The 25,769-nt window shown below is 74.1% G+C and carries 20 protein-coding genes; 12 read left to right on the top strand and 8 right to left on the bottom strand.

Annotated elements, in window-relative coordinates:
- Positions 1-31: 31 nt before the first annotated feature.
- Both AC27IY_RS10000 and AC27IY_RS10005 read right to left on the bottom strand, forming a co-directional pair.
- Positions 32-2,431, bottom strand: a complete 2,400-nt coding sequence (locus AC27IY_RS10000; RefSeq protein ID WP_487177747.1) for a SpoIIE family protein phosphatase — start codon at positions 2,429-2,431, stop codon at positions 32-34.
- Between the two features lie 65 nt (positions 2,432-2,496).
- A complete protein-coding gene (locus AC27IY_RS10005; protein WP_423444932.1) occupies positions 2,497-6,786 on the bottom strand; it encodes a HAMP domain-containing protein in 4,290 nt (1,429 codons plus the stop codon).
- Positions 6,787-7,037: 251 nt separating this feature from the next.
- Here AC27IY_RS10005 and AC27IY_RS10010 point away from each other — a divergent pair, with 251 nt between their 5' ends.
- The 3 genes from AC27IY_RS10010 to AC27IY_RS10020 are packed head-to-tail and all read left to right on the top strand — an operon-like array spanning position 7,038 to position 10,620.
- On the top strand, positions 7,038-7,826 hold the full coding sequence (locus AC27IY_RS10010; RefSeq protein ID WP_423444933.1) for a carotenoid biosynthesis protein: 789 nt from the start codon (positions 7,038-7,040) through the stop codon (positions 7,824-7,826).
- Positions 7,814-9,277 (top strand): phytoene desaturase family protein, encoded by a 1,464-nt coding sequence (locus AC27IY_RS10015; RefSeq protein ID WP_364458638.1) that lies wholly within the window; start codon positions 7,814-7,816, stop codon positions 9,275-9,277. The genes AC27IY_RS10010 and AC27IY_RS10015 overlap by 13 nt, the downstream gene beginning before the upstream one ends.
- An 11-nt stretch (positions 9,278-9,288) precedes the next feature.
- Positions 9,289-10,620, top strand: coding sequence for a glycosyltransferase family 2 protein (locus tag AC27IY_RS10020; protein ID WP_487177748.1), 1,332 nt, complete (start codon positions 9,289-9,291; stop codon positions 10,618-10,620).
- Here AC27IY_RS10020 and AC27IY_RS10025 read toward each other — a convergent pair.
- The gene (locus AC27IY_RS10025; protein ID WP_371249215.1) at positions 10,571-11,167 is read right to left on the bottom strand and encodes a glycerol-3-phosphate acyltransferase; all 597 of its coding nucleotides are present in this window, start codon (positions 11,165-11,167) and stop codon (positions 10,571-10,573) included. The two genes, AC27IY_RS10020 and AC27IY_RS10025, sit on opposite strands and share 50 nt — an antisense overlap.
- A gap of 49 nt (positions 11,168-11,216) precedes the next feature.
- On the opposite strand from AC27IY_RS10025, the gene AC27IY_RS10030 reads away from it, so the two are divergent.
- Positions 11,217-11,843, top strand: a complete 627-nt coding sequence (locus tag AC27IY_RS10030; RefSeq protein ID WP_487177749.1) for a spheroidene monooxygenase — start codon at positions 11,217-11,219, stop codon at positions 11,841-11,843.
- 14 nt (positions 11,844-11,857) lie between these two features.
- On the opposite strand, the gene plsX is transcribed toward AC27IY_RS10030, so the two are convergent.
- The 4 genes from plsX to AC27IY_RS10050 are packed head-to-tail and all read right to left on the bottom strand — an operon-like array spanning position 11,858 to position 16,452.
- Positions 11,858-12,994: a phosphate acyltransferase PlsX gene (gene plsX / locus AC27IY_RS10035; protein WP_487177750.1), complete on the bottom strand. Its 1,137-nt coding sequence runs from the start codon at positions 12,992-12,994 to the stop codon at positions 11,858-11,860.
- Positions 12,991-13,890 carry a phytoene/squalene synthase family protein gene (locus AC27IY_RS10040; protein ID WP_487177751.1) on the bottom strand — a complete coding sequence of 300 codons (900 nt, stop codon included), beginning with the start codon at positions 13,888-13,890 and terminating at the stop codon, positions 12,991-12,993. Before AC27IY_RS10040 ends, plsX begins: the two co-directional genes overlap by 4 nt.
- A gap of 10 nt (positions 13,891-13,900) precedes the next feature.
- Complete coding sequence (locus tag AC27IY_RS10045; protein ID WP_423472933.1) at positions 13,901-15,358, bottom strand: phytoene desaturase family protein; 1,458 nt, start codon at positions 15,356-15,358, stop codon at positions 13,901-13,903.
- Complete coding sequence (locus AC27IY_RS10050; protein WP_487177752.1) at positions 15,358-16,452, bottom strand: polyprenyl synthetase family protein; 1,095 nt, start codon at positions 16,450-16,452, stop codon at positions 15,358-15,360. The genes AC27IY_RS10045 and AC27IY_RS10050 overlap by 1 nt, the downstream gene beginning before the upstream one ends.
- Positions 16,453-16,600: 148 nt before the next feature.
- Between AC27IY_RS10050 and AC27IY_RS10055 the strand changes: the two genes are divergently transcribed.
- The 8 genes from AC27IY_RS10055 (at position 16,601) to AC27IY_RS10090 (ending at position 23,648) form a co-directional block, all read left to right on the top strand.
- The gene (locus AC27IY_RS10055; protein WP_487177753.1) at positions 16,601-17,536 is read left to right on the top strand and encodes a MerR family transcriptional regulator; all 936 of its coding nucleotides are present in this window, start codon (positions 16,601-16,603) and stop codon (positions 17,534-17,536) included.
- 91 nt (positions 17,537-17,627) lie between these two features.
- A complete protein-coding gene (locus tag AC27IY_RS10060; protein ID WP_449943891.1) occupies positions 17,628-18,167 on the top strand; it encodes an RNA polymerase sigma factor in 540 nt (179 codons plus the stop codon).
- A gap of 324 nt (positions 18,168-18,491) precedes the next feature.
- Positions 18,492-20,960 (top strand): sensor histidine kinase, encoded by a 2,469-nt coding sequence (locus AC27IY_RS10065; protein ID WP_487177769.1) that lies wholly within the window; start codon positions 18,492-18,494, stop codon positions 20,958-20,960.
- Positions 20,941-21,366 (top strand): roadblock/LC7 domain-containing protein, encoded by a 426-nt coding sequence (locus AC27IY_RS10070; RefSeq protein WP_344204372.1) that lies wholly within the window; start codon positions 20,941-20,943, stop codon positions 21,364-21,366. The genes AC27IY_RS10065 and AC27IY_RS10070 overlap by 20 nt, the downstream gene beginning before the upstream one ends.
- Positions 21,363-21,713, top strand: a complete 351-nt coding sequence (locus AC27IY_RS10075; protein ID WP_344204374.1) for a DUF742 domain-containing protein — start codon at positions 21,363-21,365, stop codon at positions 21,711-21,713. Before AC27IY_RS10070 ends, AC27IY_RS10075 begins: the two co-directional genes overlap by 4 nt.
- The gene (locus AC27IY_RS10080) at positions 21,694-22,296 is read left to right on the top strand and encodes a GTP-binding protein (RefSeq protein WP_344204376.1); all 603 of its coding nucleotides are present in this window, start codon (positions 21,694-21,696) and stop codon (positions 22,294-22,296) included. Before AC27IY_RS10075 ends, AC27IY_RS10080 begins: the two co-directional genes overlap by 20 nt.
- A 33-nt stretch (positions 22,297-22,329) precedes the next feature.
- On the top strand, positions 22,330-23,190 hold the full coding sequence (locus AC27IY_RS10085; protein ID WP_423444943.1) for an alpha/beta fold hydrolase: 861 nt from the start codon (positions 22,330-22,332) through the stop codon (positions 23,188-23,190).
- A gap of 38 nt (positions 23,191-23,228) precedes the next feature.
- Positions 23,229-23,648 carry a CoA-binding protein gene (locus tag AC27IY_RS10090; protein ID WP_423444944.1) on the top strand — a complete coding sequence of 140 codons (420 nt, stop codon included), beginning with the start codon at positions 23,229-23,231 and terminating at the stop codon, positions 23,646-23,648.
- Between the two features lie 10 nt (positions 23,649-23,658).
- Here the strand turns inward: AC27IY_RS10090 and AC27IY_RS10095 are convergent, their stop codons facing one another.
- Entirely contained in the window at positions 23,659-25,611 is a 1,953-nt protein-coding gene (locus AC27IY_RS10095; protein WP_487177754.1) for an FHA domain-containing protein, read from the bottom strand.
- Positions 25,612-25,769 lie beyond the last annotated feature (158 nt).

Consider the following 25,769-nt stretch of genomic DNA (forward strand, 5'->3'; position numbering starts at 1 on the left):
CATAACGTCCCGGCCGCTTCTAAGGCGGGAGTCATGACGAGCCCGGCGCGATGAGCTGGATGCCGACCAGACAGGTGTCGTCGTCGGTGTCGGAGTTGCTGTGGGTCAGCATGTGGTCGAGGCGGTGCTCCAGCGAGGCCGCCGGATGGCCGGCCGTCCGCAGGAGCTGCTGCTGGGAGTGCTGCAGGGAGCGGTCGCGGCGCTCGATCAGCCCGTCGGTGTACATGAGGAGCGTGTCGCCCGGCATGAGCTGGATCCGGCTCTCCTCGTACGTGACCTCCGACAGCGCCCCCAGCAGGACGCCGCCGATGAGGTCGAGCTCGGCCACCTCGTCGCCACGGATCAGGATGGGCGGCAGGTGCCCGCCCCGCGCCCAGCGCAGCACGCCGGTCTCCGGGTCGTACAGGCCGCAGATGGCGGTGGCCGTGACGTTCTCCGTCAGGTGGTGGGCCACCATGTTGAGCCAGGTCAGGAGCTGGCCGGGGCCGGCGCCGGTGGCGGCGAGGCCGCGCAGCGCGTTGCGCAGGACGACCATGCCGGTGGCCGCCTCGATGCCGTGCCCGGCCACGTCGCCGACGGACAGCAGGATCTGCTTGGACGGGAGGACCACGGCGTCGTACCAGTCGCCGCCGACCAGGTGCTCCTTCTCGGCGGGGCGGTAGCGGACGGCGATGTTGAGGTCGAACGCCTCCATCGGGCCGCGGCTGGGCGGCATGATGGCCTGCTGGAGCTGGAGCGCCAGCCGGTTGCGTTCGGCGGCCTGCTGCTCGGTGTGGGCGAGCTGGTCGCGGGTGGCGGCCAGCGCCACCTCCGTCCAGTGCTGGGAGGACACGTCCTGGTAGGCCCCCCGCACCGCGAGCAGCCGCCCGTCGGGCGACAGCACGGGCTCGGCCACCACCCGGATGTGGCGGGCCATGCCGTCGGAGCGCTGCAGCCGGAACGCGGTCGAGGCGGGCCGCCGGTGGTGCAGCAGCGTCCGCAGGAACCGGCCGATGAGCACGGCGTCGTCGGGGTGGGCGTGGTCGGCCAGCCGTTCGAGCGGGATGGGCGACTCGCCGGGCTTCATCCCGTACAGGTCGTAGAGCTGCCGGTTCCAGGTGATCTCGCCCGACAGCGTGTTCTCCTCGAACCCGCCGATGCGGCCGAGCCGCTGGGCGTGCTGGAGCAGGCTCGCCAGGCGGGTGATCTCGTCCTGGAGCCGCCAGATGAGCAGCACGCCGTCGCCGTGCCGGGTGATGCTGACGCTGGCGAGGCTCGGCAGCGGCACGTCGTCCACGAGCGCGGTGAGCGTCATGTTCTCCGCCTTGAACGGCTCGCCGGTGGCGTGCACGTTCTCCACCACGGAGAACAGGCCGCCCTCGTCGGCCGCCAGCGGGTACGCCTCCAGCAGCAGCGACCCGGTCACCGCGCCCTTGGGCCGGCCCGCCGGGTCCACGAAGTGCGGGTTGGCGTGCGTGATGCGGAAGTCGGTGAGCCGGCCGTCGGCGTCGAGGTGCGGCTGCAGCACGAGCGCGGCGTCCGGCAGCGCCTCGGCGAGGCCGATCAGCTCCGCCTGCCCGGCGCCGCCGCCCGGCTCGACGGGCCGTTCGAGGACGTGGGAGCAGAGCTCGGCCAGCGCCTCGACCTGCTTGTGGACCTGCGGCGGCTGCGGGCCGACCGGGCCCGGCCAGCCGATCTCCAGCACGCCCATGATGCGGCCGCCGGTGCCCGCGGGCACGGTCACCCGGCCCCCGTCGGGCGTGAGCGTCATCCCGATCGACGGCAGCCCGACGTCCTCGAGCGAGCGGATCCACACGGCCTGGCGCTCGACGAGCGCGCTGCGGGCCGGGGTGTTGACGCCGGGCGGCACGTAGCGCCACCGGTCGGCCTCGACGGCGCTGAAGCCGGCGCTGGCGGCCAGGGTGAGCGAGCCGTCGGAGCCGACCGTCCAGACGGCGACGTTCGTCGCGCCGAGCGGCTTCAGCGCGTGCTCCAGCAGCGAGGCGGCCACGGCCTGCGCGTCCGGGGCCTCCACCATGCCGTTCTCCGCCGAGCGCAGCCGCACGGCCACCTCGGCCGCCTCCGCCGCCTCCGCCTCGGCGGCGGCGCGGGCGGAGTCGAGGAACTCGCGCGTGGCCTCGCTGATGCGGTCCTGGGCGGCCTGGTTGATGATCTCGGCGGCCAGTTCGAGCTGGGTCACCCCGGCCTGCTCGGCGAGGAGTTCGAGCTGCTGCGCGGCCCCCGCCAGGCCGCACTGCAGCCGCTCGATGAGGATGCCCTTGGCCACCTCGATGAGCGCGCGGCCCTCGGCGGCGCGCTGGGCCTCCTGGATCTGCCTGCGCAACCGGTCGATGGTGACGGCCAGCCGCCCGAGGTTGCTCACCGCCGCGGCCTCGGACGGGGCGGGCGCCGGAAGGCCCGGCTCCTGCGGGCTGTGCACTGTGGGTCCCACTGTGGGGTCACTCCTCGCCGGTCGGGCCGGATGGTGGATGGTCGGGATCTCGTCGCGCGGTACGCCTATGAGCCGGGCTGCTCCCGCACGTCGAGCCAGTGCCTCATCCGGGTGAGCAGGTGGTCGGCGTCCACCGGCTTGGTGACGTAGTCGCTGGAACCGGCGCTCAGGGCCTTCTCCTGGTCGCCCGGCATGGCCTTCGCGGTCACCGCGATGATCGGCAGTTCGGCGTACTGCGGCATCTCGCGGATCTTGGCGGTGGCGACGTAGCCGTCCATCTCCGGCATCATCACGTCCATCAGCACGATGTCGATGTCGGGGTGGCTGAGCAGCGTCTCGATGCCCAGCCGGCCGTTCTCGGCGTGCAGGACGGTCATGCCGTGGATCTCCAGGATGCTGGTGATCGCGTAGAGGTTGCGCGTGTCGTCGTCCACGACGAGCACCGTACGGCCGGCGAGCTCGCCGTCCACCTCCTGGCGGGGAAGCGTGCCGACGGCCTCGGGCCGGATCAGCGGCAGCACGTCGCCGGGCTGCTCGGCCGTGAGGTGCAGGGCGATCCGCTCGCGCAGCTCGTCGAGGCTGGACAGCAGCTCCAGCGCCTGGTTCTCGGCGCGCTCGCGCAGGCGGGCCTTCTGCTGGGAGGTGGTGCGCCAGTTGCTGTAGGCGAGGACGGGCACGACCGCGAGCGCGGGGTCGCCGTCCATGGCCTCCAGGAGCTGGAACGCCGCCAGGTCGGGCATGTCGAGGTCGAGCACCATGCAGTGGCAGGGCTGGGCGGCGAGCGTGGCCGCGGCCTCCTCGGCGCCCGCGGCCCTGATGATCTCGACGGTGTCGTCCCTGCTGTCGGTCAGCTCGCGTACGACGCTCTCGGCGACCAGCGACAGCAGACCGCCCGCGCGCTGCTCGATCACCAGCAGCCGCCGGTGCTGCGTGCCGCCGCCCGCGTCCGAGCCGGCGCCGGACGCGATGGCCGGGCCGCTCTCCTCCGCGCCCTCCGGCAGCGCCGCGGCAGCGGCGGCGGCGCGGGCGGGGCCGTCGGTGAAGGCGGGGTGGGCGACCGGCAGGAAGAGCGTGAAGACGCTGCCCTGTCCCGGCGTGCTCTGCACGCTGATCGCGCCGCCGAGCAGGTAGGCGATCTCCCGCGAGATGGAAAGGCCGAGGCCGGTGCCACCGTACTTGCGGCTGGTGGTGCCGTCGGCCTGCTGGAACGCCCCGAAGATGACTTCGAGCTGCTGCTCGGGGATGCCGATGCCGGTGTCGATGACCCGCAGCGCGAGCGCCGGGCCGTTGGCCCGCACGGTCGCGGGCAGCTCGGCCGGGGCGGCGGGCTCGATGCGCAGCTCGACCCGGCCGGTCTCGGTGAACTTGACCGCGTTCGACAGCAGGTTGCGCAGCACCTGGCGCAGCCGGGAGTCGTCGGTCAGCAGCTCGTTGGGGATGCCGGGGGCGGTGGCGATGGTGAAGTCGAGGCTCTTCTCGCTGGTCATCGGCTGGAAGGTGGCCTCGACGTAGTCGAGCAGGCGGCGCAGCTGCACCCACTCGGGGTTGACGTCCATCTTGCCCGCCTCGACCTTCGACAGGTCGAGGATGTCGTTGATGAGCTGCAGGAGGTCGGAGCCGGCCGAGTGGATGATCTCGGCGTACTCGACCTGCTTCGGGGTGAGGTTGCGCGTGTGGTTCTGGGCCAGGAGCTGGGCCAGGATGAGCAGCGAGTTGAGCGGGGTGCGCAGCTCGTGGCTCATGTTCGCGAGGAACTCGCTCTTGTACTTCGAGGCGAGGGCGAGCTGCTGGGCGCGGTCCTCCAGCTCCTGCCTGGCCTGCTCGATCTCGAGGTTCTTGGCCTCGATGTCCTGGTTCTGGCTGACCAGGAGGCGGGCCTTCTCCTCCAGCTCGGCGTTGGAGCGCTGGAGCTCCTCCTGCTGGCTCTGCAGCTCCTCGGAGCGGGCCTGGAGCTCGGCGGCGAGCCGCTGCGACTCCTTCAGCAGCTCGTCGGTGCGGGCGTTGGCGACGATCGTGTTGAGGTTGACCCCGATCGTCTCCATCAGCTGCTCCAGGAACGCCCGGTGCACGGGCGTGAACTCCTGGACCGAGGCCAGCTCGATCACGCCGAGCACCTGCTCCTCGACGACCACGGGCAGCACGACGAGCGAGGCGGGCTCGATCCGGCCGAGGCCGGAGTCGATGGTGATGACGCCGGAGGGGATGTTCTCGGTCAGCGCGATCGTGCGGCGGCTGCGCGCGGCCTGGCCGATGAGCCCGTCGCCGAGCCGGAACCGGGGGGCGCGCTCGGCCTCCACCGGGTAGCCGTAGGCGCTGATCAGCTTCAGCTCGCTCTCCTCGGCGAGGAAGAACGCGCCGTACTGGGCCGAGACGAGCGGCGCGAGCTCGTTCATCACCAGCTCGGCGACCGTCGCCAGGTCGCGGTGGCCCTGCATGAGGCCGGACATGCGGGCGAGGTTGGACTTCAGCCAGTCCTGCTGCTCGTTGGCCGTGGTGGTCTCGCGCAGCGACTTGACCATCGAGTTGATGTTGTCCTTGAGGTCGGCCAGCTCGCCCTCGGCGTCGACGGTGATCGAGCGGGTCAGGTCGCCGGAGGTCACCGCGCTGGTCACCTCGGCGATCGCGCGCACCTGCCTGGTGAGGTTGCCGGCCAGCTCGTTGACGTTCTCGGTCAGCCGCTTCCAGGTGCCGGAGACGCCCTCCACCTCGGCCTGGCCGCCGAGCCTGCCCTCCGAGCCCACCTCGCGGGCCACGCGGGTGACCTCGGCGGCGAACGAGGACAGCTGGTCGACCATCGTGTTGATGGTGGTCTTCAGCTCCAGGATCTCGCCGCGCGCGTCCACGTCGATCTTGCGGGTCAGGTCGCCGCGGGCGACGGCCGTGGTGACCTGGGCGATGCTGCGCACCTGGTTGGTCAGGTTGTCGGCCATGGAGTTGACGTTGTCGGTGAGGTTCTTCCAGGTGCCGGCCACGTTGGGCACCCGGGCCTGGCCGCCGAGCTGGCCCTCGGTGCCGACCTCGCGGGCCACGCGGGTCACCTCGTCGGCGAACGCGCCGAGCGTGTCGACCATCGTGTTGATCGTCTGGGCCAGCGCGGCGACCTCGCCCTTGGCCTCCACGGTGATCTTCTGCGACAGGTCGCCCCGGGCCACGGCCGTGGCCACCTGGGCGATGCTGCGCACCTGGCTCGTCAGGTTGGAGGCCATGACGTTGACGTTGTCGGTGAGGTCCTTCCACGTGCCGGACACGCCGCGCACGGTGGCCTGGCCGCCCAGGTTGCCCTCGGTGCCGACCTCGCGGGCCACACGGGTGACCTCGTCGGCGAAGGCCGAGAGCTGGTCGACCATCGTGTTGATGGTCTCCTTCAGCTCCAGGATCTCGCCGCGCGCGTCCACGCGGATCTTCTGCGACAGGTCGCCCTTGGCGACCGCCGTGGTGACCTGGGCGATGCTGCGCACCTGGGCCGTGAGGTTGTCGGCCATGACGTTGACCGACTCGGTGAGCGCCTTCCAGGTGCCGGAGACGCCCTTGACGTCGGCCTGGCCGCCGAGGCGGCCCTCGGTGCCGACCTCGCGGGCCACGCGGGTCACCTCGTCGGCGAACGACGAGAGCTGGTCGACCATCGTGTTGAGGGTGTTCTTCAGCTCCAGGATCTCGCCTCGGGCCGAGACCGTGATGCGCTGCGACAGGTCGCCCCGCGCGACCGCGGTCGCGACCTGCGAGATGTTGCGGACCTGGTCGGTGAGGTTGCCGGCCATGAAGTTGACCGAGTCGGTGAGGTCGCGCCAGGTGCCCGCCACGCCCTTGACGTCCGCCTGGCCGCCGAGCTGCCCCTCGGTGCCGACCTCGCGGGCCACGCGGGTCACCTCGTCGGCGAACGACGAGAGCTGGTCGACCATCGTGTTGACGGTGTTCTTCAGCTCCAGGATCTCGCCGCGGGCGTCCACGGTGATCTTCTGCGACAGGTCGCCCCGGGCGACCGCCGTGGTGACCTGGGCGATGCTGCGCACCTGGTCGGTGAGGTTGCCGGCCATCGCGTTGACGGACTCGGTGAGGTCCTTCCACGTGCCCGACACCGCGGGCACCTCGGCCTGGCCGCCCAGCCGCCCCTCGGTGCCGACCTCGCGGGACACGCGGGTGACCTCCGAGGTGAACAGCGAGAGCTGGTCCACCATGCCGTTGAAGACCGAGGCGATCTCGCCCAGCAGTCCGTCGGCGTCCTCGGGAAGCCTGGTGCGGAAGTCGCCGTCCCTGACCGCTGTCAGGCCCGCGAGGAGCAGCCGCAGCTCGGACTCGCCGACCTCGGCGCCCGCGCGGGTGGTCGTGCCCGGCCCGCCGGCTGTCGTGTCACTCATGTCCGCCCTCGTCGTCGAGATTCTCTGACCAAGCGCCTTCGATGACCCGACAGCGGGCTTCCACACAGACCCGGAACTCGCCCGGTGATCATCACAGCTGGAACAGGACACACAGGCAGATGTCTCCGTGGATCCGTATGTGAGGTTACTAGATCAGGGCGACTGATGCGTTCGCATCATTTGCTATCCGGCAATTTGCCTGGTTCCTGTCTCATGCAACCGCTCGCACCGGGCCCCCGAAAGACAAAGGTGTGAGTGAGACGCGAAGCGCCCGGGTGACGGCCCCGCCGGTGACCACGGCCAGGGCGGCACGGGCGGTGGGGCTGGCGGCGCTGGCGGCCATGGTGGCCCTCCAGGTCGCCTCCGGGATCAGCGCGGAGCCGGTGCGCTTCACCGGGATCGTCGTGGCGGTGCTGGCGGTCAGCGCCATCGGGTTCGCCGCCGCCGGCTGGGGCACGCGGCGGACGCTCGCCGCGTTCGGGGCGGTGGTCGCGGCCGGGTACGCGGCCGAGGCCGTCGGCGTGCGCACCGGGTTCCCGTTCGGCGAGTACCACTACACCGGCCTGCTGTGGCCGCAGCTCGGCGGCGTGCCCGTCGTGGTGGCGCTGGCGTGGGGCGGGATGGGGCTGGCCGCGTACGGGGTGGCGGCGGCGGTCACGACCGGCGGGGCGCGGATCGCCGTGGGGGCGCTCGCGCTGACGGCGTGGGACCTCTTCCTCGACCCGCAGATGGTCGGGCTCGGCCTGTGGACGTGGGCCGTGCACGGCGGGTACCGGGGCATCCCCCTGACCAACTTCGCGGGCTGGCTGCTGGTGTCCGCGCTGGTCATGCTGCTGCTGGAGCGGATACTCGGCGGCGGGCGGTCCCACCAGGCCCGCCCGCCGCGCGGCCTGGCGGGCGTCTACACCACGATGGCGGTCATGGAGACGGCCGGGTTCGCCGCGGTGTTCCAGCCGCCGGACCCGCTGGTCGCCGCGGCCGGGGGCATGTCGATGGGCGCGTTCGCGGCGCTCGCGTGGAGGCGGCTGTGGCGGAAGTGATCGTGATCGGCGGCGGCGTCGGGGGCATGGCGTCGGCGCTGCTGCTCGCCCGCCGGGGGCACCGGGTGCGGCTGTACGAGCAGCTGCCCCGGCTCGGCGGCAAACTGGCCGAGCACCGGCGGGACGGGTTCACCTTCTCCATGGGGCCGTCGCTGCTCACCATGCCCGCGCTCTTCCGCGAGCTGGGGGTGGAGCGCGAGCTGGTCGAGCCGGCCGAGCTGTGCCGCTACCGGTTCGCCGACGGCTCCGCGCTGACCGCCCGCCGCGACCCGGAGCTCATGGCGGCCGAGGTCGAACGGCTCGCGCCGGGCGAGGGCGCGGCCTGGCGGGCCTTCCACGCCTGGGCGGAGGGATGCCTGCGGGCCGCGGGCCGTACCTTCTTCGCCGGGCCGCTCGGCCGCCCGCCCCGCGAGGCCCGGCCGCGCGACCTGCTCGCCGTCGCGCCCGCCCGCACCCTCGACGGGCTGGCCCGCCGCTTCTTCCGCGACCCGCGCCTGCGCCAGTACGTCGGCCGCTACGCCACGTACGCCGGGTCCAGCCCGTACCGGGCGCCGGCCGCGCTCGCCTGCGTGCCCGCGCTGGAGCACGGCCAGGGCGGCTGGTACGTCCCCGGCGGCCTGCCGAGACTCGCCGAGGATTTGGCGGCCCTGCTGAAGGAGGCCGGGGTCGAGGTGCGCCTGTCCGCGCCCGTCGAGGCGGTCACCGTGGACGGCGGGCGGGTCACCGGGGTGCGGCTCGCGGGCGGCGGCCACGAGCGGGCCGACGTCGTGGTGGCGAACGTGGACGCCGCCGCGCTCTACGGCCGCCTGCTGCCGGACCGGCGGCGGTTCCGGCGGCTCGCCGGGCTCGGGTTGTCGTCGTCGGCGTTCCTGCTGATGGCCGGGGTCGAGGGGCGCACCCCCGGGCTGGCGCACCACACCGTGTTCTTCTCGGGCGACTACGAGCGGGAGTTCGCCGACATCTTCGACCGGCGCCAGCCGCCGGACGACCCGACCGTGTACGTCGGCTGCTCCGCCGTCGACGACCCCGGCCAGGCGCCGGCCGGGACGGAGAACCTCACGATGCTGGTCAACGTCCCCGCCCGCGACCCCGGCCGGTGGCGCGTCGGCGTGGACGCCTACCGGGACCTGGTGCTGGAACGGCTCGCGGGGCGCGGGCTCGACCTGTCCGGGCGGCTCCGCTTCGTGGACGTCCTGACGCCCGCCGACCTGCGCGACCGGTACGGAGCCTGGGCGGGGGCGATCTACGGCAGCGCGTACCGGGGGCGGCTGGCGCCGTTCCTGCGACCGGGCAACCGAGGGCCGAAACGCGGCCTGTACGTGGTCGGCGGCACGGCCCACCCCGGCGGCGGCCTCCCCATGGTGACCTTGGGCGCCCACATCGTCACCGACCTCATCGGCCACGACTTCACCCACCCCCGCACAGCCCCTCCGAGGGAGGCGGGCCAATGAGAGGCGGGCTGGTGAGGGGTCGGCTGCTGAGGGGCGGGCTGGTGAAGGGCGGGCCGGTGAAGGGCGGGCCGGTGACACGCCGGCTGGCGACGGGTGGGCTGCTGGCGGGCGGGCTGATCAAAGCCGAGCCGCTGAAGGCCGGGCTGGCGACGGCCTGGCCGACGAAAACCGGGCCGGTGAAGGGCGGGCTGGTGGCCGTGGCGCAGGTGGTGGCGGCGGGGGTTGTGGTCGCGCGGCTGGCACGGGGGCGGCGGCGGCTTCCGGCGCTTGCGGCCGCCGCCGCGGCCCCCGCCACGGCTGCCGGGCGCGGGACGGCGACGCCTATCAGCGGCGAGCAGGGCATCTCCGTCGTGGTGCCCGCGCGGAACGAGGCGGCCAGGATCGGGCCGTGTCTGCGGGCCGTGCTCGCCGACCCGGACGTCGCGGAAGTCATCGTCGTGGACGACCGCTCCACCGACGGCACCGCCGCGCTGGCCGCCGGCCTGGGCGCGACCGTCGTACGCGGCGAGCCGCTCCCCCCGGGATGGGTCGGCAAGCAGTGGGCGCTGCGGCAGGGCGTGGCCGCCGCGCGCGGCGACGTCGTCGTGACCCTCGACGCCGACACGCGCCCCGAGCCCGGCCTGTTCGGCGCGCTGGCCCGCGCCCTGGACGGGCACGACCTGGTCAGCGCCGCCCCCCGGTTCGCCTGCGACGGCCCGCTCGAACAGGCGCTGCACGCCTCGATGCTGGCCACGCTCGTCTACCGGTTCGGCCCCGTCGGCCCGGCGACGCCGCCCCCGCCGCACCGGACCCTGGCCAACGGCCAGTGCCTGGCCTTCCGCCGGACGGCGATGACGGAGATCGACGCCTTCGCCGCCGTACGCGGGCACATGACCGACGACGTGGCACTCGCCCGGTTCCTGGCGGGACGTGGCTGGCGGGTCGGCTTCCTGGACGGCGGCGCGCTGCTGGAGGTCGACATGCACGACTCGACGGCCGAGCTGTGGCGCGAGTGGGGCCGTTCGCTGCCGCTCGCGGACGTGACCGGCGCGGGCTGGCGGGCCGCCGACCTCGCGGTGATCTGGCTGACGGCGGCGCTGCCGGTGCTGCGCCTCGCCGCCGGCCGGGCGACGAGGCTGGACGCGGCGCTGCTGGCCGTGCGCCTGCTGCTGACCGGCGCGCTGCGCGGCAGCTACCGCCGGCCGGGCCTCGGCCTGCTGCTGTCCCCGCTGCTGGACCCGGCCGCCGCCGTCCGCCTCACCCAGGCGACGCTCCGCCCGGTACGCGAGTGGCGCGGCCGTACCTACCCCCATCTCACCCCCGGCGGCCCGACAGCGCGGCCTGACCGAAACGCAGGCCGATGAGGCACATGAGCGCCCCCGTCCCCGCCACCAGCTCGGCCGGGACGAACAACAACTGCAGGACGGGCAGCCCGAACACCGCCACCCGCGCCCCCGCCGCGAACGACCGCGCCGCCAGCGCCACGGCCACCAGCACCGCCACGGCCAGCGCGAACCCGGGCGGGCAGATCACCGCGGCCCCGCCCGCGAAGGTCAGGATCGACCGCCCGCCGCGGAACCCGGCGAACACCGGCCAGGCGTGCCCCGCCATCGCCGCCGCCACCGCCAGGTACACGGGCAGGACGCTGTCCCCCGTCACCGCGCCGGCGGCGGTCGTGTGCCCGCCGCTGAACAGCAGCGCGGCCAGCCCCGCCAGCACGCCCTTCAGCGTGTCACCGGCGAACACCGGCACGGCGGCCCGCCAGCCGAGCTGCTCCTTGACGTTCCAGAAGCCGGGATTGCGGTCGCCCACGGCGCGCGGGTCGAACCCGTGCCCGCGCGCCAGCAGCACCGCCACCGGGACCGACCCCAGCAGGTAGCCGACGATGACCGACATCACCAGTACGTCCATGGCCTCGTTCCACCTCATCCGATATGACTCCGCGGACGCCATGCGTCACATGGCCTTCGACCGCCCGCTGCTGCGGCGCACCGGCGGGCTCACGTTCTGGCGGCTGCTCGGGACCGGGCGCGGCCGGGCGATGTCGCTGGGCGCGGACCTGCGCCGGTGGGCGCTGTTCGCGGTCTGGCGCGAGGAGGCCGACCTGGAGGCGTTCCTGCGCGATTCGCCCATCGCGGCGCGGTGGCGGGCGGAGGCGGTGGAGCGGTGGCAGGTCCGCCTCGCGCCGCTGGCCTCGCGCGGCACCTGGGGCGGCCGCGACCCCTTCCCGCGGCCCGCCGAACATGGCGCCCGGCAGGGACCGGTCGCCGTGCTCACGCGGGCCTCGATCAGGGCGCGGCGGCTGGCGGCCTTCTACCGGTCGGTGCCGCCCGTGGACCGGCTGCTGGCCCGGCAGGACGGCTGCCTGGCCTCGATCGGGGTCGGCGAGTGGCCGCTGGCCCGGCAGGCGACGTTCTCCCTGTGGCGGGACGCGGCGGCGGTGCGCCGCTTCGCCTACGGGGACGACGAGCACCTGCGGGTGGTGGCGCGGGTGCGCGCGCACGACTGGTACAGCGAGGAGCTGTTCGCCCGGTTCATCCCGTACGGGAGCGAAGGCACCTGGAACGGCGCCGACCCCCTGGCCTGACCCGGGGCGGGGCGTCACGCCGGTTCCAGAGCGGACAGGGAGTGGGCGACCACGCAGGCGCGGGCGATCGTGGCGGCGGTCGAGGAGCCGTGCGCGACGATCACAGTGCCGCGCAGCCCCAGCAGCGCCGCCCCGCCGTGCGTCTGCGGGTCGTAGCGCCGGGCCACCCGCGCGAGCGCGTCCGGCTCGGCGAGGCCGGCCCGTGCGACCATGGCGAGCGCGGTCCGTACGCACCCCTCGACGCTCTTGAGCACGACGTTGCCGGTGAAACCGTCGGTGACGATGACGTCCACCGCGCCGGACAGCACGTCGTGGCCCTCGATGTTGCCGTGGAAGCGCATCGGCAGGCCGCGCAGCAGCTCCTCGGCCCGCCGGGCCAGCCGGTTGCCCTTGCCCGGCTCCGAGCCGATCGACAGCAGCCCCGCCACCGGGTCGGGCACGCCCAGCACGGCGCGGGCGTACCCGGCGCCGAGCAGCGCGAACTGGGCCATCATCTCCGGCGTCGGGTCGGCGGTGGCGCCGGCGTCCACGAGCACGCTCGCGCCGCCGGGCAGCGTCGGCAGCGCGACGGCGAGCGCGGGGCGCAGGACGCCCTCGGCCCTGCCGACCCGCCGTACGGCCTGGGCGACCACCGCGCCGGTCGAGCCGGCCGACACGAACGCGGCGGCCCCGCCCCCGCCGAGCAGGCCGCAGCCCACGGCCAGGCTGGAGGCGGTCAGCGCGGCGCCGCCCGCGCCCCGCTCCGTCATGGGCACGACGTCGGGGGCGTGCACGACCGGGATCTCGCCGGCGGCGTCGTGGACGGCCAGCTCGCGAGCGAGGTCCGGCTCGCGGCCGACGAGGACGACCGGCACCCCGTGCTCGCGCCGGGCCGCCACCGCCCCCGCCACGATCTCGGCGGGCCCGTGGTCGCCACCCATCGCGTCCAGCACCACCGCGCCCGGCCCCATCGCGTCCAGCACCACCACGTCCGGCCCCACCGCGTCCAGCGCCACCGCGTCCGGTCTGCCCACGTCCGGTCTGCCCACGTCCGGTCTGCCCACGTCCGGCCGGCTCGCGTCCGGCCGGCTCGCGTCCGGCCCGCTCGCGTCCGGCCCGCCCGCGTCCGGCCCGCCAGCGTCCCGCCCGCCCGCCTCGATCGCGCCGTTCATGGCAGTTCCACGCGGACGCGGCGTTCGAGCCGGCCCGCCCCTGCGGAGGCCAGCAGGTGGCGGGCGAAGGCGACGGCCCTGCGGTGGCGCGGCACGCGTACCCGCCGTTCCAGCACCGCGAAGCCGCCGCGCTCGATCGCGACCAGGATCCCCCCGTACAGCTCGACGGCGGCCCGCACGCACGGCCGGGACGAGGGCACCAGCAGGTCGATGCCCCTCGCCGCGGCCCGGTAGTGCTCGCGGGCCCGGCCCGCCTCGAAGGCCAGCAGCTCGCGCACCGCCCGCCCGGTCCGCGACCGGCCCAGGTCGGCGGGCTCGACCCCGTACGCGGCGAGGTCCTTGGCGGGCAGGTAGACGCGCCCGCGGGCGTGGTCCTCCCGCACGTCGCGCAGGAAGTTCGTGAGCTGGAAGGCCAGGCCGAGCTGCCGGGCCGGCTCCCTGGCCGCGGCCTCCTCGCCGGGCAGCGCCTCCAGCACCGGCAGCATCATGGTGCCGATGACCGCCGCCGACCCCTCCATGTAGCCGAGCAGGTCGTCGTAGGTGGCGTACGAGGTGACCGACAGGTCGGCGCGCATCGCGGCGAGGAAGGCGTCCACGTCACCGCGCGCGATCCCGAACGAGCGCACGGTGTGCAGGAACGCGGGCAGCACCGGGTCCGCGACCGGCTCGCCGGCCAGCCCCCTGCCGGTGCGCTCGCAGAGCGCGTCGAGGGCCGCCCGCCGGTCGGCGGTCATGGTGAAGGAGTCGACGATCTCGTCGGCGTAGCGGGCGAAACCGTACAGCGCGTGGACGTGCCGGCGTTTCCACGCGGGCAGCAGCAGCGTGGCCAGGTAGTAGGACCGGCCGTAGCGGGCGTGCAACTGGCGGCAGCGTTCGTAGCTGGCGGTGAGAGTCAACGGATGCCCTTTACAAAGTCAGGATGCGTTCTGCGGCGAGCCGGCCGGAGATGAGCACCGGGGGGACCCCGACGCCCGGCGCGGTGTGCATGCCGGCGAAGTGCAGTCCGGGAACCCGCCGGGCGGCGCCGGACGGGCGCAGCCACGCCGTCTGGGTGAAGCGGTGGTCGAGCGCGAACGGGGTGCCCGCCGTGTGGCCGAGCGCGGCCCACGCGGGCGGGTCGAGGACGAGCCTGGGCGTCGCGGACAGGTCGCCGTAGCCGAGCGCGGCCAGCCGGGCGAGCAGGCGTTCCTCCAGGCGGGGACGGAGCCGGTCCCAGTCGGCGGCCTCCAGGTTGGGCGCGGGCTCCAGGACGCTGAGCGTGGCGTGCCCCGGCGGCGCGGCGTCCTCGTCCGTGGCGGGGCAGGTGACGAGCAGGCTCGGGTCCGGCTGCGGCCGGCCCGACTCCAGCGCCGCGAACGTCTCCCGCCACGCCCGCCCGAAGTGCAGCGTGTGGTGCGCCTGCCCGGCCGGCGGGCGCTCCAGCCCGGCGTGGACGACCAGACAGGACGGCGAGAAGCGGGGGCGGCGCATCCGCCAGTCGGCGGCCCGGCCGGGCAGCAGGCGGCGGGCCGCGTACCGGTCGCAGGCGACGACCACGTGCCCGGCGGGCAGGCGTTCGCCGTCCTCCAGCAGGACGCCGGTGACACCGTCCCGGTCGGTCTGGACCTCGCGGGCGGGGGCGGCGTACCGGACGGGCGCGCCCAGCTTCTCCAGCAGGGCGGCCAGCGCGGACGGGATGGCGTGCATGCCGCCGCGTTCGGGGAAGTAGACGCCGCCGACCGTGTCCATGTGCGCGATGACGGCGTAGATGCCGAGGGCGCGCTGCGGGGACAGGCCGACGTACAGGGACTGGAAGGTGTGCGCCTTGATCAGCCGCTCGTCGGTGAGGTGGCGGGCGGCGAGCCGGTCCAGGCGGCGGAAGCCGCCGAGCGCGGCGAGCCTGGCCAGCGCGAGCGGGCGGGCGAGGGCGCCCAGCCTGGTCATGTCCGCGTCGATGAACGCGGGCCACTCCGCCGCGAACAGCTCGCCGAGCAGCCGCCGGTACCGCAGGTAGCGGGCCGCCTCGGCGGGCCCGCACAGCTCGCGCACCCGCTCGGCCATGACCGCGCCGTCCGGGGTGAGGTCCAGGTGGGAGCCGTCGTGGAAGGCCATGCGGTACGCCGGGTCGAGCCGGCGCAGCGGCAGCCAGTCGCGCAGCTCCTCCCCCGCCGCGCCGAAGGTGTCGGCGAGCACGCCGGGCATGGTCAGCACGGACGGGCCGGTGTCGAACCGGTACGGGCCGAGCCTGGCGCTCCCGCAGCAGCCGCCCGGCTCGTCCCTGGCCTCGACGACGGTGACCTCCCGTCCGGCCGCGGCCAGCCGTACGGCGGCGGCGAGACCGGCGAGGCCGGCGCCGATCACCACGGTGGGTCCGCGCCGGGGCATCAGCGGCTCCTGTCGGTGGCGAGCACGGTCAGCTCGGTGAGCGCCGCGCGGGCGTCGCCGGGCAGGCCGGGCAGCGCGTCGAGGGCACCTACGGCCTGCGCGGCCAGGGCGGCGATGCGCCGCTCCGCCGCGTCCAGCGCGCCGCAGGAGACGATCAGCTCGCGGGCCACGACGACGTCCTCCTCGGTGGCGACCGTGTCGAGGAGGACGGCGTCGAGGAGGGCGGCGCCGCGCGGCCCGGTGCGTTCCCTGGCGGCGGCGACGAGGTGGTTGGGCTTGCCCTGGCGCAGGTCGGCGGCGGGCTTGCCGGTGCGGCCCGGGTCGCCGAAGACGCCGAGGACGTCGTCGCGGAGCTGGAACGCCTCCCCCAGCGGCAGCGCGTACGCGCTGAGCGCCCGCCTGGCCGCCGGCTCGCCGCCCGCCACCGCGTGCCCGAGGTGGAGGGGGCGCTCGATGGTGTACTTGGCCGACTTGTAGAGCGCGATCGTACGGGTCCGGCCGGTGTCCGCTCCGGCGGCGGTGCCGGCGAGGTCGAGCTGCTGCCCGGCCGTGACCTCCACGCGCAGCCGCGTGAGGACGCCGAGCGCGTCGGCGAGGTGCGGCCCTGACCCGAGCAGCGCGGCGTCGGCCCAGGCCAGGGCCAGCAGGGCGAGCAGCGTGGTCTGCGACTCGCCGTAGCGGGCCGGGTCGCCGCGCAGGCCCGCGCGGCGGTGCTCGGCGGCCAGCGCGACGTGCGCCGCCGGGCGGCCCCGGCGGCCGGGGGCCTCGTCCATGACGTCGTCCAGGAGCAGCGCCGCGACGTGCACCAGCTCGACGGCGCAGGCGGCGTTCAGCACCGCGCCGAGGTCCGCCGCCGTGCCGCCGGCCGCGCGGTGCCCCCAGTACACGAACGCCGGCCGCAGCCGCTTGCCGCCGTCCCGCGCGAACGCGGCGAGGTGGCGGCGGACCAGGCCGACGCCCTCCTCACCGAGGAAGCCCAGCCGGGCGAGCTCCTGGTCGAGCAGTTCGCCGAGCCGCTGGTCGACCAGGTGGCGCACCCGGCCGTTCCCTGCGCCGCCGGCCGGGGTGACGGTGTGCGAGGTCACGATTGTCATGCGTCCTGTCTCCTTGTCGGTACATATGTCTTCGCGAAGGCATCCCCCGCCGGTTGCATCCGGCGGTCGGCGGATCGCGAAAGGATGGTCACGGGTGTGCCGGAAAAGGGTCCGGACCAGCGGGGCGTCGGTGAGTGAGGAACGTTCGGTGAGTGAGGAAGAGGCCGGGTACGGCATCGGGGCCGTCTCGCGGCTGCTCGGCGTGCCCGCGCCCACGCTGCGCACCTGGAACCTGCGGTACGGGCTCGGCCCGAGCCGCCGCAGCGCGGGCGGCCACCGCCGCTACAGCGCCGCCGACCTGCACCGGCTGCGGGAGATGAAGCGCCTGATCGCCGAGGGCCTGCCGCCCGCCGAGGCCGCCCGCCACGCCCTCACCCTCACCGGCGAGCCGCCGACGCCCCTGGCCTCCCAGCGCACCTCCGCCACTCGCCCGACGGAGGCCGGACCCACGGGAGCCGGACCCGCGGGAGCCGGGCCCGGCCGAGCCGGGGTGACCTCGCTCGTACGGGCCGCGTTCGTGCTGGACAGTCACGCCGTCACCCACCTGCTGGAGTCCTCGCTGGCGGCGCACGGGGTCCGGCCGACGTGGGAGCGGCTGGTGCTGCCCGCCCTCGACGCCGTCTGCCGCCGCCAGGACGACTCGGGCGCGGGCATCGACGTCGAGCACCTGCTCTCCGACCGCGTCCTCGCCGCCCTGCACCGGCACGCGCTCCGGCAGGCCGCCCCGGCGGGCCGCCGCCCCGTGCTGCTCGCCTGCGCCGAGGACGAGCAGCACACCCTCCCCGTGCACGCCCTGGCCGCCGCCCTGGCCGAGGAGGGCGTGGAGACCCGTGTCCTCGGGGCCCGCACCCCCTACGCCGCGCTGGCGCACGCGATGCGCCGGCTGCATCCGGCGGCGGTGTTCGTGTGGTCGCAGCAGGAGCTCACGGGCGCGACCGCTCCCCTGGCCGCGCTGCCGCGGCTGCGCCCGGCGGCGTGGCTGATCGTCGGCGGCCGGGGCTGGCGTGAGGCTCTTCCCGAGGGCGTGATCAGGGTAGATACCTTCCGCGAGGCGCTGTCCCAACTCCGGCGGACCCTGCCTTGAGCGTGTCTTTCCCCCGATGACGTTGTGCCGTCCCGCTCCTCCCGTTATGAATAGGTTTTGAATAGGTTTTTCCAGGGGAGCGGGACGGACCATGGGGATGACTCCGACCACCAGCCATCAGCAGCGCTCAGGGCGCGACGACGAGGAGACCCTGAGCGACAGCTACCGCGCGCACGCGCCCGCCCTCCGCTCCTACCTGCGGCGCTTCATCTCCCCGCAGGACGTGGACGACCTGCTCCAGGTGGTGTTCGCCGACGCCTGGCGCTCCCGCGAGCGCTACGACCCGTCCAGGAGCCAGGCCGCCTGGCTCTACGTGATCGCCCGCCGCCGCGCCGTGGACCACCTGCGCGCCCGCCGCCCGTCCACGGTCCCCCTGGACGCCGCGACCGAGGCGGCCGTGCCCGCGCAGCGCCCGGCGGACGACGGCCTCGCCGACCGCGACCGCGTCCGCCGCGCCCTGGCCGAGCTCTCCCACGCCCAGCGCCAGGTCATCGAGCTCGCCTACTACGGCGGACTGACCCAGCAGGAGATCGCCGAACGCCTCCGCGTGCCCCTGGGCACCGTCAAGGCTCGCACCTCACGCGGCCTGCACAAGCTCTCGTCCCTGCTGGCCGCCGCCGAGGCCGCCTGACCCCACCGGTCACTCCGGAACAATGTTCGGAAAATGGACCAAGATTCGTCACATTAGGTGACATGCTAACCGTTACGTTCACGATCGGTGTGTTGACAAAGAGTCAACCCGCTATAAGCCTGTTTCTTCGCATCCGTACCTTGAAGTACATCTGCCCCATCGGCATAGTGGACGGACCTGTAAGGAGTAATCAGTCGTGACGGGCATCCTCGGGGGGCGATACCGGCTTCGCGGCTGCTCGGCGGAATTGGACATGATCGTATGAGTTCGCCCCCTCCGATCCGTGCCAAGCTGCTCCGGATCCTCTTACTCCCGCTGGTGTCGATGGTGGCACTGTGGGGCTTCATCGCCTACTCCAGCGTCCAGGAGATCGTGGACGTCTCGCAGACGCAGGACCGCTGGGAGGCCATCGGCTCTCCGGTGCTGCAGCTCATCGTCGAGCTCCAGCGCGAGCGGCAGCTCTCGGCCGAGGCGCCGCGCAGCACCGGCTCGTACGCGCCCCTCGTCGACCAGCGCCGCAACACCGACGCCAAGGTCGAACGGCTGCGCGAGGTCATCGGCACCGTGGACGTCACCGAGGGCGGCGAGGAGACCCCCGCCCAGGTGCGCGCGCTCGTACAGGCCCTCGACGGGCTGCAGTCGCTGCGCGCCTCCGCCGACGGCGGCGTCCTGGCCCCGCCGCTGGCCATCATCGACGCGTACAACAACGTCATCGCCGTCGCCAACCGGCAGTTCAACGACCGCGACGCGCTGAGCGACGTCTCCTCCTTCCGCTCGGTGCGCGGCATGGCGGCGTACGCGGCCACCGCCGAGTATCTGGGCCGCGAGCACGCGGTGCTCACCACCACCATCGTCCACCGCCGGATGTCGCCCACCGACCGGGCCGCGTTCGTGGCCGCGTTCACCGCCCGGCGGCTGGTCTTCGCCAACGCCGAGCGCGACGCCGGCCCCGAGCTGAAGGCCAACTACGACGCGCTCGTCGGCAGCCCGCAGTACCGGCGGCTGATCGAGACCGAGGACGAGCTGTTCACCTTCGACACCGGCGGGGCGCCGCCGGTCGAGGCCGCCCAGTGGAAGGGCGACGCCGAGGCGCTGCTCGGCCTCATCAACCGGGGCACCCAGAGCGAGCTGGCCCGCGCCGCCGAGGAGGCCGAGGCGCAGAAGAGCGGCGCCTACTGGCGGATCGGCCTGGTCCTGCTCGCGGGGCTCGCCGCGATGCTGCTGTCGCTCGCGCTGTCGTACCGGTTCGGCCGCTCGCTCATCTCCGAGCTGCGCAGGCTCCAGGGCTCGGCCGTGGAGCTGGCCGAGGAGCGGCTGCCCCGCCTGGTGGAACGGCTGCGCCGCGGCGACGACGTGGACCCCGCCACCGAGGCCCCTCCCCTCGACCCGGCCGACACCGCCGAGGTGGACCGCGTCGTGGACGCCTTCGCGGCGGTGCGCCGCACCGCGGTCGAGGCCGCGGTCGGGCAGGCGACGCTGCGCAAGGGCGTCGGCCAGGTGTTCCTCAACCTGGCGCGGCGCAACCAGGCGCTGCTGCACCGCCAGCTCGCGCTGCTCGACACGATGGAGCGCCGGGTGGACGAGCCGGAGGTGCTGGAGGACCTGTTCAAGCTCGACCACCTCACCACCCGCATGCGGCGGCACGCCGAGAACCTCATCATCCTGTCCGACTCCGCGCCCGCGCGCCGCTGGCGCGACCCGGTGCCGCTGTTCGACGTCGTACGGGCCGCGGTCCTGGAGGTCGAGGACTACACCCGGGTCACCGTCGCGCCGATGCCGCAGGCCCCGATGCTGGTCGGGGCGGCGGTCACCGACGTCATCCACCTCGTGGCCGAGCTGGTCGAGAACGCCACCGTCTTCTCCCCGCCGGACACCTCCGTGCAGGTGCGCGGCATGACCGCGGCCAACGGCTTCGCCCTGGAGGTGGAGGACCGCGGCCTCGGGCTGAACCAGACCACGCTGGACGAGCTGAACGCGCGGCTCACCGAGCCGCCGGAGTTCGACCTGGCCGACAGCGACCGGCTCGGGCTGTTCGTGGTGTCCCGCCTCGCGGCCCGGCACGGCATCAAGATCTCCCTGCGGCGCTCGCCGTACGACGGGACGACCGCGATCGTGCTGCTGCCCATCGGCCTGCTGGCCGGCATGGAGAGCCCGGCGCGGCCGGCCGAGCGGGTGGTCGCGGGCCGGCCCATGCGGGCGCTCGACTCCGCGCCCGGCGAGCCGCGGCACCGCGCGCCCGAGCCCCGCTCGCCCCTCGACCCGCCCCTCGACGCCAAGGTGCTCAACGGCCACCCGGTCCGCCTCCCCGACGACCTCAGCGACCTGCCCGGCGACGAACCGGAGGAGAAGGCGGCCGAGCGCGTGCCGGACCCGGTGGCGGAGGAGCCAGCGCGGCCCGAGCGCGGCACCTGGTTCGAGGCCGCTCCCCCGGCGCGCAACGGCAACGGCGCTCCCGCCGCGCCGCCGCCCGTGCCGCCGCCCGCGCGGCCCGCTCCCGCCGTCCCGCCGGGCCCGCCTCCGGGCTGGAGCGTGACCGTTCCGCCCCAGGAGGCCGACGAGGACCTGGACGGGCTGCCCATGCGGGTCCCGCAGGCCAGCCTCGCCCCTCAGCTCCGCACCGCGCGACGGACCCAGGCGCGTGGCGTCTCCGTACGCTCGCCGGAGGAGCTCGCACAGCTCATGTCGTCCATGCAGCAAGGCTGGCAGCAAGGACGCCGCCTGGCCGACGAGCCGCAAGGACAAGACGTGTGGAACCGAAAGGACGACCATCCCGATGCCCGACCCCAGAAGTGAACTGAGCTGGCTCCTCGACGACCTCACCCAGCGCGTCCCCGGCATCCGGCACGCCATCGTGCTGTCCGCCGACGGGCTCGCCATGGGCGGCTCCCGTGACCTGACCCGTGAGGACTCCGAGCACCTGTCCGCCATCTCCGCCGGCAGCCACAGCCTCGCCATGGGCGCGGGCCGGCATTTCGGCCTGGGCGGCGTACGGCAGACGATCATCGAGATGGAAGGGGGCTTCCTGTTCGTCACCGCCGCGGGCCAGGGAGCCCGGCTGGCGGTGCTCGCGGCGGCCGACGCCGAGCTCGGCATGGTCACGTACGAGATGGCGCTGATGGTCAAGAGGGTCGGCGAGCACCTCTCCGCGCAGCCGAGGGGAGCGGCACCGGCACCCGCCTGGAACGGCGCGAGACCGTGACAGGAGAGGATCCCGGCCCCCTGATCCGGCTGTATGGGCTGACCGGGGGCCGGGCGCGCCCGCAGGGGGAGACGTTCGACCTGGTGGCCATCGTCGCGACGGTCGCCGGCTCGCACGAGTTCGCGGACCTGATCCCCGAGCACCGCGCCGTGCTGTCGCTGTGCCGCCGGCCCACGCCGGTGGCCGACGTCGCGGCGCATCTCAGGCTGCCGCTCAACATCACCCGGGTGATCCTGGGCGACCTGCGGCGCGAGGGCCTGGTCACCATCGAACGGCCGCGCCCGGTGGCGCAGACGATCGACGAACGCATCTACAGGGAAGTGCTGCATGGGCTACGCAGCCTCTGAGCCGGGGTCGACGGCCGTCGCCTCGGCCTTGGCCATCAAGATCCTCATCGCGGGTGGCTTCGGCGTCGGCAAGACGACCATGGTCGGCACCATCAGCGAGATCCGTCCTCTGCACACCGAGGAGCTGCTGAGCGAGCGGGGCGTCGGGGTGGACGACCTGTCGGGCGTGGAGTCCAAGACCACCACCACCGTGGCGCTCGACTTCGGCCGCATCACGATCCGCGACGGGTTGTGGCTGTACCTGTTCGGGACGCCGGGGCAGGACCGCTTCTGGTTCATGTGGGACGAGCTGGCGCTCGGCGCGCTCGGCGCCGTGGTGCTGGCCGACACCCGCCGCCTCCAGGAGTGCTTCCCGGCCGTGGACTACTTCGAGCAGCGCGGCATCCCGTTCGTCGTGGGGGTGAACTGCTTCGACGGGGCCCGCAGGTACGACCCCGCCAAGGTCCGGCGGGCGCTCGGGCTGAACGAGACGACCCCGATCGTGCTGTGCGACGTGCGGCGGCGCGATTCGGTCAAGGAGGTGCTGACCACGCTCGTCACGTACGCGGTGGAGGGCGCCCGTTCCGCGCCGGGGCCGCGATGATCGGGTAGCCGCTCCGCTGGGTAGTGGCCGCGGATGTTCGACGACTTCGCGACCGACGTGATCGACGTGGGCGAGACGGAGCTGTACGTCCGGCACGGCGGCTCCGGCACCCCGCTGCTGCTCCTGCACGGCCACCCGCGCACGCACGCCACCTGGCACCGCGTCGCCCCTCTCCTCTCCCCTCACCACTACGTGATCTGCCCGGACCTGCGCGGCTACGGCCGTTCCGGCAAGCCGCCCACCACCCCCGACCACGCCCCCTACGGCAAGCGCGCGATGGCGCGGGACATGGCCGCCCTCATGCGGGCGCTCGGCCACGACCGCTTCGCCGTGGCGGGGCACGACCGGGGCGCGTACGTCGCCCACCGCCTGGCCGTCGACCATCCCGGCGAGGTCACCCGCCTGGTCGTGATGGACGCGATCCCCATCGGCGAGGCGCTGGCCCGCGCCGACGCGCGCTTCGCCGCGGCCTGGTGGCACTGGTTCTTCCTCGGCCAGACCGACAAGCCGGCCGAGCACCTCATCAGCGCCGACCCCGACGCCTGGTACCGGACCACGGAGGAGCAGATGGGGCCGGAGGCGTACCTGGACTTCCGCCGCGCCATCCACGACCCGGCCACGGTCCACGCCATGTGCGAGGACTACCGGGCCGGGCTCACGGTGGACCGGGCCGCCGACGACGCCGACCGGGCGGCGGGCCGCCGCGTCGCCTGCCCGACGCTGTTCCTCTGGTCGTCGAGGGACGACATGGAGGACCTGTACGGGGACCCGCTGGCCATCTGGCGCACCTGGGCCGACGACGTGACCGGTCATCCGATCGACAGCGGCCACCACATGGCCGAGGACGCCCCCGAGGAGCTGGCGGCCGCCTTGCTGGCGTTCATGAAGCGCTGAGGCGGAAATTCCCCGCGGGGTGGTCGTGTTGCCCGGACATGGGCAATGCTTTCGCGGACGAGAACGTCATCCGCCGGCTCCTCACCGAGACGCGGACGTGGGCCTTCGTCGGGCTGTCGGACAACCCCGACCGCACGGCGTACGACCAGGCGGGCCTGCTCCAGACGCGCGGCAAGCGGATCATCCCCGTCCACCCGGCCGCCGGGACGGTGCTCGGCGAGCCGGGGTACGCCACGCTCGCCGAGGTGCCGGAGAAAGTGGACGTCGTCGCGGTCTACCGGCGGGCCGGGCACGCCGGGCGGTTCGTGGACGAGGCCGTCGCGATCGGGGCGGGGGCGGTGTGGCTGCCGCTCGGCGTCGTCGACGAGGCCGCCGGGCGGCGGGCCCGCGAGGCCGGGCTCGACGTGGTGATGGACCGCTGCCCCGGCGTCGAGTGGGCCCTCCGCCGCATCCCCTGACCTCGCGGGGTCAGACCATCTGGCCGCTCGGCCCCCGGCGGATCACGCGGGTGGCCTGGCGGCGGTCGTCGGGCGGCTGCGGCGGGGCGGACACCAGCACGTCCGGCGGGTCCTGCCGGTAGAAGATGTCGATGTCCACCTCCTCGCCGCCCATGACCAGCGTGTCCCACGCCCCGCTGGCGAGGAACGCGCGCAGCGCCTCGGGGCTGAGGTCGCGCAGGTGGGCCCGGAGCGTGGCGTCGTCGGGCAGGCCGGGGATGCGGGAGGCCAGCCGGTCGCGGATCTGCCTGAGCCGGTCCATGAAGGCGTCCAGATCGGCCTCCCTCGAACCGGCCTCAGTGCCCGGCTCAGGAGGCGTGAGGCCGTCGGCGATCAGGTCCTTGATCGCCCGGGTGACGCCGTGGCCGTCCGTGGCCACCATCGCCTGCCACGCGCGGCTCTTGTGCCGGTACTGCAGCATCGACATGGCCGCCTCGTGCCGGATGAAGTCGGCGTCGCGGAACGGCCGGCCGCGCCAGCTCTGGCTGAGCGTACGCGCCAGCGAGATGGCCGAGGCCAGCCCGCTGTTGAGCCCGCGCCCCGGCCAGAAGTGGATGGCGTTGGCGGCGTCGCCGAGCAGGAACCCGTACGTGCCGGGCGTCCCGGCGGTCGGCGGGTGGAGCTGGGCGGTGAAGCGCGGCCGCTGGACCATGTCGAGCCGGAACGCGGTGACCGCGCTCAGGTTCTCCTCGGCGACGCCGAAGAAGCGCAGCCCCTCCAGCACCCGCGTCCACAGCCGCGAGCCTCTGACCAGCGCGGGCAGGAACAGCGTGCCGTGCGTGGAGCAATGGAACTCGCCGTGCTCGGTCCGGTCCATCAGGCACGGGCTGGCGGCGACGCACTGCTCGAACACGTGCCGGACCGGGTCGATGCCGATGACCTCCTTGGCCTCCTCGTCGGTCAGCCGCATGTTGAGGAAGCCCTCGCCGCGCAGGGCGTTCAGCAGGAAGCGGTTCTGTGCGACGGTGAGCAGCACGGTCATCGGGTCCGGCAGCTCGGATCTGACGCGCAGCCCGAGGACGACGTCCTGCAGGTGGTGGCCGTCGAGCGAGTAGATCGAGGTGTCGGCGTTGCCGAACTTGGCGGCGAAGTGGGCGCGGGTGCGCGAGCGCCCGCCCTCGCAGATGGCGAGCACGTGGTCGCGGGCGGTGGCCTCGCGGTGCTCGTCGGGCGAGAACCGCGCGGGGACCAGCCGGATCCGGTCGGGTCGCTCGTTCGCCAGCTCCAGCAGCGTGTCCTCGATGTAGGCGATGCGCAGGTTGCGCGGGCCCTGGCCGCGGATGGAGTCGGGGCCGGTGGGCCACATCTCGGTGTACGCGCCGGGCGCGAACAGCCGGGCTTGCGCCCGTTCCGGCAGGTTGAGGTACTGGCGGCTCTGGACGGTCACGACCTGCTGCCGCCGGACGTTGCCCTCCGCCCTGCCCTTCCACACGACGCGGGCGCCGTCGCTCTTCCAGCGGCCGTCGTACACGGTGATCGCCACCCGCTCGCCCATGAGCTGGTCGAGGAGCAGGGCGAGGCTGAGCCCGACGGGGCCGCCGCCGCTGATCGTGACGCGCAGGACCTGCCCGGGGTCCACCGCCCGTACGACGCTCCGCACCGTCCCGGGGTCCATGATGGTGTCGGCGTCCTCGCCCGCGAGCTCGAAGCAGAAGACCTCGTCGCCGACGGTGATCAGGTCGCCGGGGCGCAGCACGTGCGTGGCCACGCGGGCGCCGTTGACCAGGGTGCCGTTGCGGCTGCCCAGGTCGCGCAGGACGTAGCGGCCCTCCTCGTGGCGCACCTCGGCGTGCGAGCGCGAGGCCCGGCCGCCGGCGATCACCACGCCGCTGTCGCCCCTGCGGCCGAACGTCAGCGGCCGATCGCCGAGCGGGAACCGTCTTCCGGACTGAGGGCCCTCGAGCCCCACGATCACCGGCGGCATAGGTAACTCCCATTCCCTAGCCAAATGGACTGGAGTCCGTGCCGCTACAGCATGGGACGGGATGAACCTATTTACCAGTGAAAATTACTCAGACAAGAGAATCCTCACGTTTGCGGCGGGTACGTCTACGGTTTGGATATCCGGAGGGGAGTTGCGCC

The organism is Nonomuraea sp. B208, from assembly GCF_057536035.1.